At 72.9% G+C, this 13305-nt stretch carries 10 protein-coding genes; 4 read left to right on the top strand and 6 right to left on the bottom strand.

Features of this window, described 5'->3' with window-relative positions:
• Nucleotides 1-178 precede the first annotated feature (178 nt).
• The 3 genes from ASE20_RS18555 to ASE20_RS18565 form a co-directional block, all read right to left on the bottom strand.
• Entirely contained in the window at nucleotides 179-1630 is a 1452-nt protein-coding gene (locus ASE20_RS18555) for a DUF5719 family protein (protein ID WP_056896043.1), read from the bottom strand.
• Entirely contained in the window at nucleotides 1623-4514 is a 2892-nt protein-coding gene (locus tag ASE20_RS18560; protein ID WP_056896044.1) for a glycosyltransferase, read from the bottom strand. Before ASE20_RS18560 ends, ASE20_RS18555 begins: the two co-directional genes overlap by 8 nt.
• A 63-nt stretch (nucleotides 4515-4577) precedes the next feature.
• Nucleotides 4578-4832, bottom strand: a complete 255-nt coding sequence (locus ASE20_RS18565) for a WhiB family transcriptional regulator (protein ID WP_056896045.1) — start codon at nucleotides 4830-4832, stop codon at nucleotides 4578-4580.
• A gap of 176 nt (nucleotides 4833-5008) precedes the next feature.
• Here ASE20_RS18565 and cofD point away from each other — a divergent pair, with 176 nt between their 5' ends.
• Genes cofD through ASE20_RS18580 form a run of 3 tightly spaced genes read left to right on the top strand, consistent with a single transcriptional unit; the run spans nucleotide 5009 to nucleotide 7782 of the window.
• Nucleotides 5009-6022, top strand: a complete 1014-nt coding sequence (gene cofD, locus ASE20_RS18570) for a 2-phospho-L-lactate transferase (protein ID WP_082612665.1) — start codon at nucleotides 5009-5011, stop codon at nucleotides 6020-6022.
• Nucleotides 6022-6975, top strand: coding sequence for a coenzyme F420-0:L-glutamate ligase (locus ASE20_RS18575; RefSeq protein ID WP_056896046.1), 954 nt, complete (start codon nucleotides 6022-6024; stop codon nucleotides 6973-6975). The genes cofD and ASE20_RS18575 overlap by 1 nt, the downstream gene beginning before the upstream one ends.
• A 45-nt stretch (nucleotides 6976-7020) precedes the next feature.
• Nucleotides 7021-7782 (top strand): DUF3105 domain-containing protein, encoded by a 762-nt coding sequence (locus tag ASE20_RS18580; RefSeq protein WP_056896047.1) that lies wholly within the window; start codon nucleotides 7021-7023, stop codon nucleotides 7780-7782.
• A gap of 204 nt (nucleotides 7783-7986) precedes the next feature.
• Here ASE20_RS18580 and ASE20_RS18585 read toward each other — a convergent pair whose 3' ends face one another.
• Nucleotides 7987-9066 (bottom strand): mannose-1-phosphate guanylyltransferase, encoded by a 1080-nt coding sequence (locus ASE20_RS18585; RefSeq protein ID WP_056896048.1) that lies wholly within the window; start codon nucleotides 9064-9066, stop codon nucleotides 7987-7989.
• A gap of 23 nt (nucleotides 9067-9089) precedes the next feature.
• Between ASE20_RS18585 and ASE20_RS18590 the strand changes: the two genes are divergently transcribed.
• Nucleotides 9090-9821 carry a TIGR03089 family protein gene (locus tag ASE20_RS18590; RefSeq protein WP_056896049.1) on the top strand — a complete coding sequence of 244 codons (732 nt, stop codon included), beginning with the start codon at nucleotides 9090-9092 and terminating at the stop codon, nucleotides 9819-9821.
• A 22-nt stretch (nucleotides 9822-9843) separates the two neighbouring features.
• Here the strand turns inward: ASE20_RS18590 and ASE20_RS18595 are convergent, their stop codons facing one another.
• Nucleotides 9844-11997, bottom strand: coding sequence for an FG-GAP-like repeat-containing protein (locus tag ASE20_RS18595; RefSeq protein WP_056896050.1), 2154 nt, complete (start codon nucleotides 11995-11997; stop codon nucleotides 9844-9846).
• Nucleotides 11998-12530: 533 nt separating this feature from the next.
• Nucleotides 12531-13304, bottom strand: a complete 774-nt coding sequence (locus tag ASE20_RS18600) for an ABC transporter ATP-binding protein (protein WP_056896051.1) — start codon at nucleotides 13302-13304, stop codon at nucleotides 12531-12533.
• Between the last annotated feature and the right edge of the window lies 1 nt (nucleotide 13305).

Here is a 13305-nt window from a genome sequence, read left to right on the forward strand (position 1 = left end):
CTCCGTCCAGAAACGGCGGGCGGCGCGGGGGTGACCCCCTCGAGTGGGCACGAACCGCAGAGATCCGGCCGTTTTTTCTGCGGTCTGTGACCAAACGAGGGGTCACCAACACGCAACGGATCGACACGCGCCGCGCGGCCGCCCCAGGAGCCACCGACCCAAGAGCCAGTGACGAACGTCAGCCCGCCGGAATCACGACCGGGATCTGCGCCTCCAGCTCGGCCGGCCGCACCCGCAGGGTCGCCAGGCCGGCGTTGCGGCCCCCGGCCGGCAGCAGCACGACGGCGCCGATCGGCGTGGCGCGGGAGAGCACGGTCACCGAGGTGGCCTGTGCGGGCAGCGCGAGGGTCACGGCGCGGTCGGCGCCGATCTCGACCTGCTTCTTCGCGAGCTCGCGTCCCCGGGCGTCGTACGACGTCACGTGGACCACGGCCGTCTTGCGGGCCCCGCCCAGGACGAGTGTCTTCGCACCCGTCGGCACCACGACCGCCGCCGGCTCGCTGACCTCGGGCGCCGGTGCGAGCAGGACGAGGTCGTCGTCGACCAGGCCGAGGAAGGAGGACGCGACCGGGCCGGTCGACTCCAGTTCGAGGCCGACGACTCCCTTGGCCACGGCACCGCGCAGCAGCTTGGACAGGTCCACGGTCTCCATCGCGCCTGCCGCGACGGTGATGTCCGGGGCGTTGGTCGGCGTGAAGGTGGCCTGCTCGGTCACCATCCGCAGCGACACGCGGACCTCGTCGTCGCCGGGGTTGGCGACGTACAGCGTGGCCTGCGCGGGCTTGTCGGGGATGCCGAGGAGCAGGCTGCTGGTCGCCGGGTCGGCGTCGGACGGAAGGAAGTCGGTGGTCACACGGCCACGGCCGAGCGGGTCCCAGGTGGTGCGCGCGGTCGCGGTCACCCGGCCGCGGACGACGGTCAGGTGCGCGGCGGTGGCCTCCTCGCGGGGCGCGACGCGTGCCAGGTCGAGACGCTTCACGCCGTGGGCCGGGACCTCGATCCCGCGCAGCGCCGGTTCCTCGACCGGGCCGGTGGCCCCGTGGAGGGCGAGGTCGACGACGGCGTCGCCGTCGTCGGGGTTCACGAGCTCCACGACCGTTGAGTGACGGGCGGAGGCGCCGATGCCGACGAACCACTCGTCGTACGACGGGGCACGGCACTCCGGCACGGCGAGCCTGCCCTCGCGTCCGGCCACGATGCCGGGAGCGGCCCTGCCGCGGCCGTCGACGACGGTCGGGCCGTTGCTCACGGGCACCACGACGCTGCTCCCCTGGGCGACCGTGATCGCCTTGCCCTGGCGGGTGGTGACGCTGGCGGAGTTGCCCCGGACGCGGGGCGCGGTGGCGACGGCGAGCTTGCCGCCGGGAACGTCGGGGGTCCGCGTGACCCGGACCGTGCCGGCGTCGTCGAGTCCGCTGGGGCACACGACCGTCGCCGAGGTGAGGGCCGACGTGGTGGGCGCCTGGGGTCCGCCGACGGGGTTGTCCTCGCGGCCGATCAGGCCGACGCTGATCGCGACGACCGCGGGCGCGAGGATCGCGAGCGCGACGAGCAGGTCGATCCGGCGCTCGCGCCCGGTGGAGGCGCGACGTCCGGTGGCCTTCGGGGACTGCCCGGACTGGTCAGTCATCACGACTCCTTCGGAGCGGAGGCAGGGCGAGCACGACGAGGACGGGGATCGCAGCGGCCTGGACGACCAGCAGCAGGACGCGGATCCACGCGTGGTGGCTCGGCAGCGGGCCGGGGGCCGGGTCGACCTGCCAGGCGCGGGTGCCGCGGCTGGAGCTGGCCTGGTCGAGACCGGTGGTGGCGTCGAGGCTGGCGGCGACGGCTCCGTCGGCGGGCGCGGCCTGGACGACGTAGAGGATGCCGCGCTCCGACAGCTCCTGCACGGCGTCGGGGTCGGGGGCGGTGACGAGGCTGCGGATGATCGCGGTGACCTCGTCGTCCTCGGGCGTGAGTGCGGCGATCTCGTCCTCGCCGACGGTGCTGCCGTCGCCGCGGTGCACCTCGTAGGACAGGCCGTCGGCGATGCTGCCCCGCAGCACCAGCACGCCGAACTGGTCGGCGTCCTCGGCTCGCTGCGCCATGTAGACGGGTACGTCGGACGGCGGGTCGTCGGTCAGGTCCTCGCCACCCCAGCCGGCGAACCAGACCAGGCCCACCAGCGGGGCGACCAGGCCGACGAGGCCGGCCGCGGCCAGCCCGGCCTGGACCGGGCGGAGCTGGTCGCCGAGGTGGTGCAAAGAGAAACCGCCGAGCAGCGCGGCCGTGAGCCAGGCGCCCTGCAGCAGGAGGAGCACGATGCCGAGGCCCGGCTGCTGGCCGCCGCCACCGGCGATGTCGACCGACAGCAGGGCGAGCGGGAGGCCGACGAGGGCGGCGACCGCGGCCATCACCCAGCAGACCACGACGGGGATGCGGGTCGCGGCGGGGATGAGGGAGAGCAGGGCGAGCACCGGGAGCACGAGGCCGACCGCGGCGGGCGCCCCGAGGTCGCCGAACCGGCCGGTCAGCAGGTCCCAGCCGGACGAGGCCGCCGTCGGCCAGCGACCGACATCGAGCAGCAGCCCGCCGGCGCCACCCTCGAACACGGCCGGCAGCCACCACGGGACCAGCACGAGCAGCGGGACGACGAGTGCGGCGACGGGCGGTCCCCACACCGAGCGCTCGCGGACCTCGTTCGGGATCAGGCGCACGGCGGAAGCCAGCAGCACGCCGATGAGCACCGCGAACACCAGCCACGACGGCGGGGCCACCGCGGTCAGCAGTGCCAGCGCCAGGCCGGTGCGCCAACCCGCGCGCCAGCGGTGGGCGGCATCGGGGTCGGCGAAGCCGAGGGCGGCGTGCGCCAGCCACGGCAGCACCGCGGCCGCGACCACGACGCCCCAGCGGCCGCCGCCCCACGCACCGGAGGCGAGCGGGACCAGCGCCCAGGTGACCGAGCCCCAGAGCAGCAGCCACCGCGGGGCGCCGTACGGGGAGACGAGGCGACCCGCGACGCGCAGGAAGCGCCACGCCCCCCACAGCGCGATCGGTGCGGCGAGGGCCATCAGCAGGCTGATCAGCAGCGACGGCCCGACGGGGAGCGCGAGGACCGCCAGCGGCAGGACGTACGCCGGCGCGGGCAGGCCGGAGCCGAAGCCGATCGGGTGCCAGCCCTCGAGGTGCAGCCGCCACCAGTCGCCGGCGCCGGCCGGCGTCGGGGACAGCGCTCCCCCGCTGACACCGCCGACGACGTCGCGCACACCGATCAGCAGCGCCAGCACGACCACCGCGGTGGCCAGGGCGTAGGGATTGGTGAAGAAGCGGACGACCCAGCCGGTGTCCGCGAAGTCCTCGTCCTCGTCGCGGTGGCGCGCGGCGGGCGGCGCCGTCGCGGCATCCCGCTCGGCGGCCGCGGCCCGGCGCCGGTCGGCGACGTCGGCAGCCTGGTTGGTCGCGGCGGCGACGAGGTCGCCGAAGAAGTCGAGGCCGTGGCGGTAGGGCAGCCACCACGGGGCCAGCAGGCGTCGTACCCGCTCCCGGTCGGGGCCGTCGGCCCCCCGCAGTGCCTGCACCGCCTCGGCGCGGGTGCGGCGGGCGGCCATCACCTTGCCGGGATGGCGCAGCACGCTGACCAGCGCGGCGAGCTCGTCGAGCGCCTCGCCGACCGCGCGGACGCAGAGCAGGCCCAGCGCGCGCAGCGCGGTGCCGAGCACCAGCCGCAGCACCTGGAAGGGCAGTGCCACGGAGCGCACGTTGGCGAGCAGGGTGAACAGGGCGGCGCGCCGCTCCTGGAAGTGGGTGTGCCGACCGGTCAGCGGCGTGCGACGGATCCCGCGGTGCGCGGCCTCGGCGTGGAACACGACGGCCCTCGGTACGACGAGCGTCGTCCGCCCGGCCGCGGCGGCTCGCCAGCCGAGGTCCAGGTCGTTGCCGAAGATGGGCAGCGCCGCGTCGAAGCCCCCCAGCTCCTCGAGCACGCTGCGCCGGACCAGCATGCCGGCGGTGTTGACCGCGAAGACCTCGTGGACGTCGTCGTGCTGCCCCTGGTCGTACTCGCCACGCTCCAGGCCGGTCTCGCGCCGGCCGGTGCCGCTGATCGTGACGCCGAGCTCGAGCAGGCGGCGCAGCGAGGGCCACTCGCGCAGCTTGGGGCCGAGGATGTCGGCGTCGGGACGCTGCTCCGCGACGGCGAGCAGCTCGGCGAGGGCGGTCGGCGACGGGTTCGAGTCGTCGTGCAGCAGCCAGACCCACTCGGGATCGCGACGGGCCTCGGCCAGCGCCTGCAGCCCGTCGGCCACGGCGTCCGGGAACCCGGCGGTGGCCGGCAGCCGGCGGATCGCGAGCGGGACGTGCTTCTCGAGCGCGTCCTTCACCAGCTCGGCGCTGTCGTCCTTGCTGCCGGTGTCGATCGCGACGACCGAGTCGAGGGGGGCGCTCTGCGCACGGAGGCCGGCCAGGACGTTCGGCAGCCACGAGGCACCGTCGTGACTCACGAGGAGGACGGCGACCCGGGCTTCGTGTGACACGAGGTCAGACCCTACGTCGCACGGTCCGAAGGGGGCGAACCGTGGCGCGGGGCCTGACCGATGTCACACGGCGCGCTTCTTGAGCTTCCTCCGCTCGCGCTCCGAGAGCCCACCCCAGATGCCGAAACGCTCGTCGTTGCCGAGCGCCGCCTCCAGGCAGTCCATGCGTACCTCACAGGTCTGGCAGACCTTCTTGGCCTCGCGCGTCGATCCCCCCTTCTCGGGGAAGAACGCCTCGGGGTCGGTCTGCGCGCACAGCGCGCGCTCCTGCCACCCCAGCTCTTCGGTCTCTGCCTCGACCAGGAACAGTTCCCTCACGATTTCGCCCCTTACGACTCGACCCGTGCCCGAACGACACACGTGGAATTACATACGTGTCATACCCAAAGAGTCAAGGCCGAGTCTGCTATACACCGCCCCGCAGGACGATCGTCCCTGCCTTCAGGGCAGAGTTCTCCCCCGTGGACTCCAGCACGACGTCATCGGATGTGACACTGCGCAACATCACCGTCCTGTCGGGCGGCATGGGCGGTGCGAAGTTCCTGCAGGGACTCCTGCACGGGATCTCGGCGGGCCTGCTGCCCGGGGTCGCCCCGGACGCCAAGGTCACCGTCATCGCCAACACCTGCGACGACTGGTGGGTCCACGGGCTCAAGGTCTGTCCCGACCTCGACACCGTGATGTACACCCTCGGCGACGGCATCGACCTCGAGCGCGGGTGGGGCCGGCGCGAGGAGACGTGGAGCGCCAAGGACGAGCTGGCGGCGTACGGCGTCGAGCCGACCTGGTTCGGCCTCGGCGACCGCGACATCGCGACCCACCTGGTCCGCACCCAGATGCTCGACGCCGGCTACCCGCTCTCGGCCGTGACGGCAGCGCTGTGCAAGCGGTGGCTCGAGCCGGTGTACGGCGACCGGCTGGAGCTGCTGCCGATGACCGACGACCGCGCCGAGACCCACGTGGCCGTCGCCGACGCGGAGGCGGCCAGCGGCCGGCGCGTCGTGCACTTCCAGGAGTACTGGGTCCGGCTGCGCGCCGGGGTGCCCGCCGAGACGCTCGTCTTCGTCGGCCTCGACCAGGCCACGCCGGCACCCGGCGTCCTCGAGGCGATCGCCGGCGCCGACGTCGTCTTCCTGCCGCCGTCGAACCCCGTCGTGTCCGTCGGCACCATCCTCGGCGTGCCCGGGCTGCGCGACGCCATCCGCGCGACCGGGGCCCGGGTCGTCGGCCTGTCCCCCATCGTCGGCTCCTCGCACGTGCGGGGCATGGCCGAGCAGATGCTCACCTCGATCGGCGTGGAGGTCAGCGCCGCCGGCGTCGGCCTCAACTACGGCGCCCGGTCGGCCGGCGGCGTCCTCGACGGCTGGCTGGTCGACGAGCGCGACGCCGACCAGGTGGCCCGGCTGGAGGCGGCGGGGATCGCCGCGGCCGCCGTGCCGCTGATGATGACCGACCACGACGCGACCGCTGCGATGGCCGCGGCCGCGCTGGCGCTCGTGGCCGGCTGATGGGCGGCACGCTCAGCGTCCTCGCGCCCGACGGGGTCCCTGAGATCGGCGCGGGCGACGACCTCGCCGATCTCCTGGTCGCCGCGCTCGCGCCCGAGCAGGTCCTCGACGGCGACGTCCTCGTCGTCACCAGCAAGGTCGTCAGCAAGGCCGAGGGCCGGGTCGTCAGCGGCGAGCGCGAGGCGTGGATCACCCGCGAGACGCTGCGCCTGGTCGCCGTCCGCGGCGCGACCCGGATCGTGCGCAACCGGCTCGGGCTGACCATGGCCGCTGCCGGGATCGACGCCTCGAACGTGGCCGCCGGGTCCGTCGTCCTGCTGCCGGAGGACCCCGACGCCTCGGCCCGCGCGCTGCGCGCCGCCGTCCGCGAGCGCACCGGCGCCAACGTCGGCGTGATCGTGACCGACACCGCCGGGCGCGCGTGGCGGGAGGGCCAGACCGACATCGCGATCGGCGCCGCCGGCCTCGTCGTGCTCGAGTCGTTCGCCGGCCGCGTCGACGCCCACGGCAACGAGCTCGCGGTCACGGCCCCCGCCGTCGCCGACGAGATCGCTGCCGCCGTCGAGCTCGCCCAGGGCAAGCTCGGCGCCCGCCCCTGCGCACTGGTCCGCGGCCGTGCCGACCTGGTCCTGCCCGTGGGCGAGGACGGGCCCGGTGCCGCCGCCCTGATCCGCCCCGAGGGCACCGACCTGTTCGGGTACGGCGCCCGGGAGGCCGTGCTGCGCGCGATCGGCGGAGCCGCCGAGGACCGCGCCCCGTTCGGAGCCCCGGTCGGCCACGGAGAGCTGCTCGACGCCCTCGCGCGGGCCGGCATCGCCGCCCAGGCCGGGCCCGACGGCACGGTCCTGTGCCCGGCCGACCGCAGGGCCGCGGTCGACATCCTGGCCTTCGCGCACGGCTGGTCGGTGGCGGAGTTCGACACCGGCCTGCGGTTGCAGCCACTCAGTCCGTAGACTCACCGCGTTCCGCGCACCCACCAAGACGAGGTACCCCGCACCGTGGCCAAGTCCAGCAAGTCCGAGAAGTCGGACCGTCGCCAAGTCATCGAAGAGATCCGGCGCAAGCAGAAGAGCGCCGACAAGCGTCAGGGCAGGGCGATCATCGGTGTGTGCGTGCTCGTCGCACTGCTCATCGTCGGCGCCGCTGCGTGGAGCCCGGTCAAGACCGCCATCGAGAAGGCGCGCTACTCCGGCAAGGACCTCGCCGACATCGGCGCGCCCGCGTCCACGTGCGGCAAGGTGACCGAGGAGGAGGCCACCGGCAGCGGTGACCACGTCGACAAGTCGGAGCAGGTCAAGTACGACCACGCCCCGCCGGCGTACGGCAAGCACTGGAACGAGGCCGGCCTCGCCCCGGCGCCGATCACCGACCGCTACTACACCGAGGGCACCCGTCCCGAGCTCGAGTCGCTCGTGCACAACCTCGAGCACGGCTACACGATCCTCTGGTACGACGACACCGCCGCCGACGACTCCGGCGAGATCGCCGCGATCAAGGCGATGGCCGCGACCCTCGACGCCAACGACACCAACCAGCGGCTGAAGTTCAAGGCCGCCCCGTGGACCAAGGCGGACAGCAAGGAGACCGGCAAGGGCTTCCCGAAGGGCATGCACGTCGCCTTCACGCACTGGCGCAACGACGCGGCCGCCAACAAGTCCTACGGCGTGTGGCAGTACTGCTCCGAGGCCAGCGGCGCCGCCCTCAAGCAGTTCATGACGGACTACCCGTTCACCGACGCCCCGGAGCCCTTCGTCTACTGAGGCCGCCGCGCGTGAGCCTGCGAACGCGCGGATGAAGGCCGAAGGTCGAGGAGCGTCGGCTCAGACCCGAAGCGAAGCGAGGGACTGAGCGACGCGTCACGAGACCAGGTGAGCCGGTGCCGGGACTGTGGGACACAGTTCCAGCACCGGCTCACGGCGTCTCGTGACGGTTGCTGCGCAACCTCCTCGACGAACGAGGACGGCTTAGGTCAGCTCGCTCCTGCCCTGGTCCTTCAGCGCCGCGACGACGTTCTTGACCTCCTGCGCGCGGGCGCGGGTGGTGACGAGCAGCGCGTCGGGGGTGTCGACCACGACGATGTCGTCGAGCCCGATCACGGCGACGGTGCGGCCGGAGCCGGGGACGACGATGCCGCTGCTCCCGATCACCTGGGCGAGGGCGGGGTCGCCGAGCACGGTGAGGGCCTCCTGCTCGCCGAGCAGGGTGGCGAGGGAGTCGAAGTCGCCGATGTCGTCCCAGCCGAAGGCGCCGGGGACCGTGGCGACCTTGCCGGCGGCCGCGGCGGGCTCGGCGATCGCGTGGTCGATGGCGATCCGCGGCAGCTTCTCCCACAGCTCCCCGAGCCGCTCGGGCTCGGCGGCGATGGCGCGCAGGTTCGCGGCGAACGCGGCGTCCTGCTCGGCCAGCAGGTCGAGCAGCACGGTCGGGCGCACGACGAACATGCCGGCGTTCCAGCGGTAGCGACCGGTGGCGAGGTACTCCTCGGCGACCGAGACCGACGGCTTCTCGACGAACTCGACGACCCGGCGCACCGACGGGTGGCCCTCGAGCACGTCGCCCTGGTGGACGTAGCCGAAGGCGGAGGAGGCGAAGGTGGGCTCGATGCCGATCGTGACCAGCCAGCCGTCGCGGGCAGCGGCCGCCGCGTCGGCGACCGTCGCGTGGAAGCGGGCGTCGTCGACGATCACGTGGTCGGCCGCGAACGAGCCCATCACCTCCGCCCCGCGCCGCTCGAGGACGGCGGCGGCGAGGCCGATCGCGGCCATCGAGTCGCGGGCCGAGGGCTCGGCGATGACGTTGTCGTCGGGCAGCTGGTCCAGCTGGCGGCGTACGGCGTCACGGTGGGCGGCGCCGGTGACGACCATCAGACGGTCCCCCACCACCGGCGCGAGCCGGTCGTGGGTCTGCTCGAGCAGCGACCGACCGGAACCGGTGAGGTCGTGCAGGAACTTCGGGGAACCCGAGCGGGACAGCGGCCAGAGCCGGGTGCCGGCCCCGCCGGCGGGGACCACCGCCCAGAAGCCGGGGATCTCGTCAGCGACCATGCGCGGCACCCTATCTTTGACGGGTGACCACTGGGACGCCGACCACTTTCCACGACGTCCTCAGCCGACGGCTGCGCCAGGACCCGGGCCGCCCGCTGGTGACCTTCTACGACCACGAGACCGGCGAGCGCGTCGAGCTCTCGGTCACGACGTGGGCGAACTGGGTCGCCAAGGCCGGCTCGCTGCTGGTCGACGAGCTCGGTCTCGAGCGCGGCGACCGGATCGGGATCGACCTGCCGCCGCACTGGCTGGGCACGGTCTTCCTCGGTGCCGCGTGGAGCGCCGGGCTGGTCGTCGTACCGGAGCCGGAGGTGGGCAGCGACCTGGCCGCCGTCGTGTGCGGGCCCGACAGGGTCGAGGGCTGGGCCGGTGAGGCACCCGACACCGCCGTGCTCGCCTGCGCGCTGCTGCCGCTGGGCGTCCGGTTCAAGGACCCGCTCCCCGCGGGCGTCAACGACGTCGGCGTGGAGATCTGGTCGCAGCCGGACGCCTTCACCCCGTGGGACCCGCCGACCGGCGACGACCTCGCCATCGCACCCGGCACGTCCCAGGCCGAGCTCTGGAGGGAGGCAGCCGCCGGCACGTTGGTCGGCGGCGGCCGCCTCCTCTCGGTGGCGAACCCCGTCACGGAGCCCGCCTCCTTCTGCGAACCGCTCACCCAGGGCGGTTCGCTCGTCCTGGTCGCCCGGGCCGTGCAGCAGCTGCTCGAGGCGGCGTACACCGCCGAGCGCGCCACTGCCCGCTTCCCTGCCTGAGCGACCAGGACGGGCTTGCCCCCTACCCCATGAGGTCGTACGTCGTCGTCGTGGCCAGCGGGACGGGCGCGGCGAGGCTGGTGGCCGTGCCCTTGAGCAGGTAGTACTTGCCGGCAGTCGTGCGGGCGACGAGGTCGCTGTGCCAGTCGCCGTTGACGCTGGGCACGCCGACCAACCGGTCGTAGCCGTCGGCGGTCTGCGGCAGCAGCCGCGTCGAGGTCCATCCACCCGGGCCGTTGCCGAAGTAGACCGTCAGCTTCGAGCCGTTGCGCACGATGCTGTCGGGCGCCCCGTCCTCCTTGTTCCAACGACCGGCGGCGATGTGGGCGCTGCCCGTCACCGCGGAGTACGCCGGGTAGCTGTTGCCGAACCCTCGCAGGCCCCGTCCCGGGATGATGCGCATCGCCGCGCCGCTCTTCGCCTCGGCCATCAGGTCCGGCCAGCCGTCGCCCGTCATGTCCCCGACCGGCGCGATCAACCGCCACGCCGACGTACCGGTCCGGATCACGGTCGGTGCGGCCAGCTTGCCGTCGCCGAGACCGCGGAAGAGCACGAGTGCCCCGTCGCTGGTCCGCTGGCCCAGCACGTCGGCCTTGCCGTCGCGGTCCCAGTCCCCGGCCCGCCAGACCTGCTTGAGGCCCGCGAAGCTGCGCCCGGTGTCGACGACCGGCGCCAGCTTGTAGCGGCCGTCGACGTTGACGACCGGCGCGATCACGCCGCGCCCGTCGCCCTTGCGCCGCAGCACCAGGTCGGGCAGCGCGCTGCCGGTGAAGTTCGACTCGACGTCGCGTCCCCTCCACGACTTCTGCAGGGCCTGTGCCTTCGTGCGGATCGTCGGGATCATCGCGTAGAGGTACTTGCCGGGACAGGCCGTCTGGCCGGCGTCACGGTGGCCGTTGATCGCCTGGAAGGTCTTGGAGCCCACCCGCTGCGCGGTCGAACCGGCCGAGACGCCGTGCAGCGACAGCTTCCACGCGAACAGCTGGGCGTACGCGGTGACCATCGCGCTGCTCGGCCTCGCGACGTCGTAGTTGCCGATCGCCGACATGGCGAAGGAGTACTGGTTGTAGCCCTGGGTGTGGGCACCGACGACCGGGCGGTCGACGCCGCCGTACCGGCCCTCCCAGATGCGGCCGAACTTGTCGACGAGGAAGTTGTAGCCGATGTCGCTCCAGCCCCGCGTCCGCACGTGGTAGCTGTAGATGCCGCGGATGATGCCGGGCACCTGGTCGGCCGTGTAGTTGTTGGCGTTGACCGTGTGGTGGACGAAGCCCGCGTGCACCTCGTAGTAGCTCAGCGACGGCTTGTCGCGCAGGCTCTCGTCGGCACCCCACTGGGCGCGGGAGTAGATCTTCGGCTTCGGGGTGAACACGCCCGCCTGGAGGGAGAGGTCGTCGGTCGTGGTCGGCGGCTGCTCGACGGAGTCGTCGGTGCCCGGGTCGGTCGGGGTGACGGGGTCCGTGCCGTCCGTGCCGTCCGCGGCGGACGTCGCGAGCTTCGCGGTGTCGATCGCGGGCTGCTCCGTGGCGGTCCTGTCGGCCTTGCCGGGGTCGATGACGGCGAGCTTCATGTCGGCCGGAGCGCCGTCGTCGGTGGTCACCTTGACCTGGACCGCGTCGACCTCGCCGACCAGCAGCGCGTCGGTGCCGGGGCGGGCGTTGCGGCCCTCCGCCGTGCGCGGGTCCGGGCCGTGCTCGTCGTGGTACTCCGCGTCGGTCCAGCCCGACCAGGCGTTCCCCGTCCTCGTCCGGACCTTCACGTCGATGGCGTCGTCGGCGACGTGGGAGCCGGGCGCCCAGGTGACGCCGACGGTGCCGTACCCCTCGACCGGCACGACGTCGCTGTCGATCACCTCGCCGCCACCGGCCGTCGCCCGCTCGCTCCCCCGCACCGTCGTCCGGGCGTGCGAGGCACTCGCGCCCTTCGACGTGGTGAGCGCGTACTGGTCGACCTCCGCGTCGACCGGCGCCGTCGGCACCTCGACCGGCGCCGCCTGCAGCGCGACCTGGCTGGGAACGACGTCGACCGGCTGCGCCGGCCGGACGTCCATCGTCACCGTGCGCGCCGCCGGCGTCAGCACCGCGACCACGACGGCGAGCGCCAGCAGCTGCTGGCTGAGGGTGACGAATCGCAGCCGGCGCGACCGCTCGGGACGCTCGGTGAGGTACGACGACATGGGCCTGCTCCAGACGTTTGTGTGCCGGGGAAGTTGTCACACGAGTAGCAACTTTCACATGCGTCACACGCGTCAGGGAAGAGGTCGTGAGTAACTACAAACGTGTAATTTCCAGTCGACACGCCGACGACATGCAGAAAGTCAGATCGGACGTCGCAGCGGCGTGCTGAGGGGTCGACACAGGGCGGTGAGACACCTGAGGCTCGGGTTCGGGATCGTCCGTCGGGTGGTGGGTCGGGTCCGGCGGCCGGGTTGCGGCCGGCTTGGGGGTGGTGGCGCGTGGTGACCCCCTCGAGTGGGCACGAACCGCAGATTCCGGGCCGGTTTTTCTGCGGTCTGTGACCAAACGAGGGGTCACCAACGCCCAACAGGCCAGAACGGGCCGGGCGGCCGCGTCAGCGGCGCCCTTCGGGCGTCCTTGACGCCGGGGGTCGGTCGGCTACCGCGCGGCCGCCCGCAGGAGCCACCGAACGACCAGACGGCAGCACGAGCCCGTCCCAGCACCACGGCCAGAGGCCTCGGCACGGGATCCCTCAGATGTCGTTGCCCATCTGCTCGTCGGTGAGCTCCTCGCCGTCCTCGGGAGTGTCGTACTCGAGGTAGTGGATGGCGGCCTTCGGGTCTCCGTCGAACCCGAGCCTGCCCTGCTCCAGGACGATCACGCGGCTGCACATCCGCTCGACCGATGCCGGCGAGTGGCTGACGTAGACGAGCGTCCGGCCCGAGTCGCGGATCTGCATCATCTTCTTCATGCACTTGCTGCGGAAGGGCTTGTCACCGACCGCGAGGACCTCGTCGGCGAGGAAGATGTCGGAGTCGACGTGGACGGCGACGGCGAAGCCGAGGCGCGCCTTCTGGCCCGACGAGTAGTGGCCGACGGGGGCGTCGAGGAGGCGGCCGAGGCCGGCGAACTCGACGATGTCGTCGTACTTCCGCTTGAGCTCGCGCTCGGTCATCCCGAGGATCGCGGCGTTGAGGACGAGGTTCTCGGAGCCGCTGAGCTGGGGGTGGAAGCCGGCACCGGTGGCGATCAGGCCGGCGATCCGGCCGCGGGTCAGCAGGCTGCCCTGGTCGGGGCGCATGACACCGTTGATCATCTTGAGCAGCGTGCTCTTGCCGGAGCCGTTGAGGCCCATCAGGCCGATGGACTCGCCCTCCTCGACGGTGAAGGAGAGGTCGTCGATGGCGTTGAACCGGTCGCTGGTCTTGTGTCCGCGAGCCTTGGCGACCGTGACCTCCTTGAAGGTCCGGTGGTAGCGGAGCGTGAACTCCTTGGTCACGTTCTCCGCGACGATCGACGTGGCCATG

Origin of the sequence: Nocardioides sp. Root240 (assembly GCF_001428825.1) — a bacterium.
Classification (GTDB): domain Bacteria; phylum Actinomycetota; class Actinomycetes; order Propionibacteriales; family Nocardioidaceae; genus Nocardioides.

What these genes read in the sequence shown, in the direction of transcription:
- ASE20_RS18555 (WP_056896043.1), bottom strand. Translation starts at nt 1,630, where the DNA reads ATGACTGACCAGTCCGGGCAGTCCCCGAAGGCCACCGGACGTCGCGCC.
- ASE20_RS18575 (WP_056896046.1), top strand. Translation starts at nt 6,022, where the DNA reads ATGGGCGGCACGCTCAGCGTCCTCGCGCCCGACGGGGTCCCTGAGATC.
- ASE20_RS18585 (WP_056896048.1), bottom strand. Translation starts at nt 9,066, where the DNA reads ATGGTCGCTGACGAGATCCCCGGCTTCTGGGCGGTGGTCCCCGCCGGC.
- ASE20_RS18595 (WP_056896050.1), bottom strand. Translation starts at nt 11,997, where the DNA reads ATGTCGTCGTACCTCACCGAGCGTCCCGAGCGGTCGCGCCGGCTGCGA.
- ASE20_RS18600 (WP_056896051.1), bottom strand. Translation starts at nt 13,304, where the DNA reads ATGGCCACGTCGATCGTCGCGGAGAACGTGACCAAGGAGTTCACGCTC.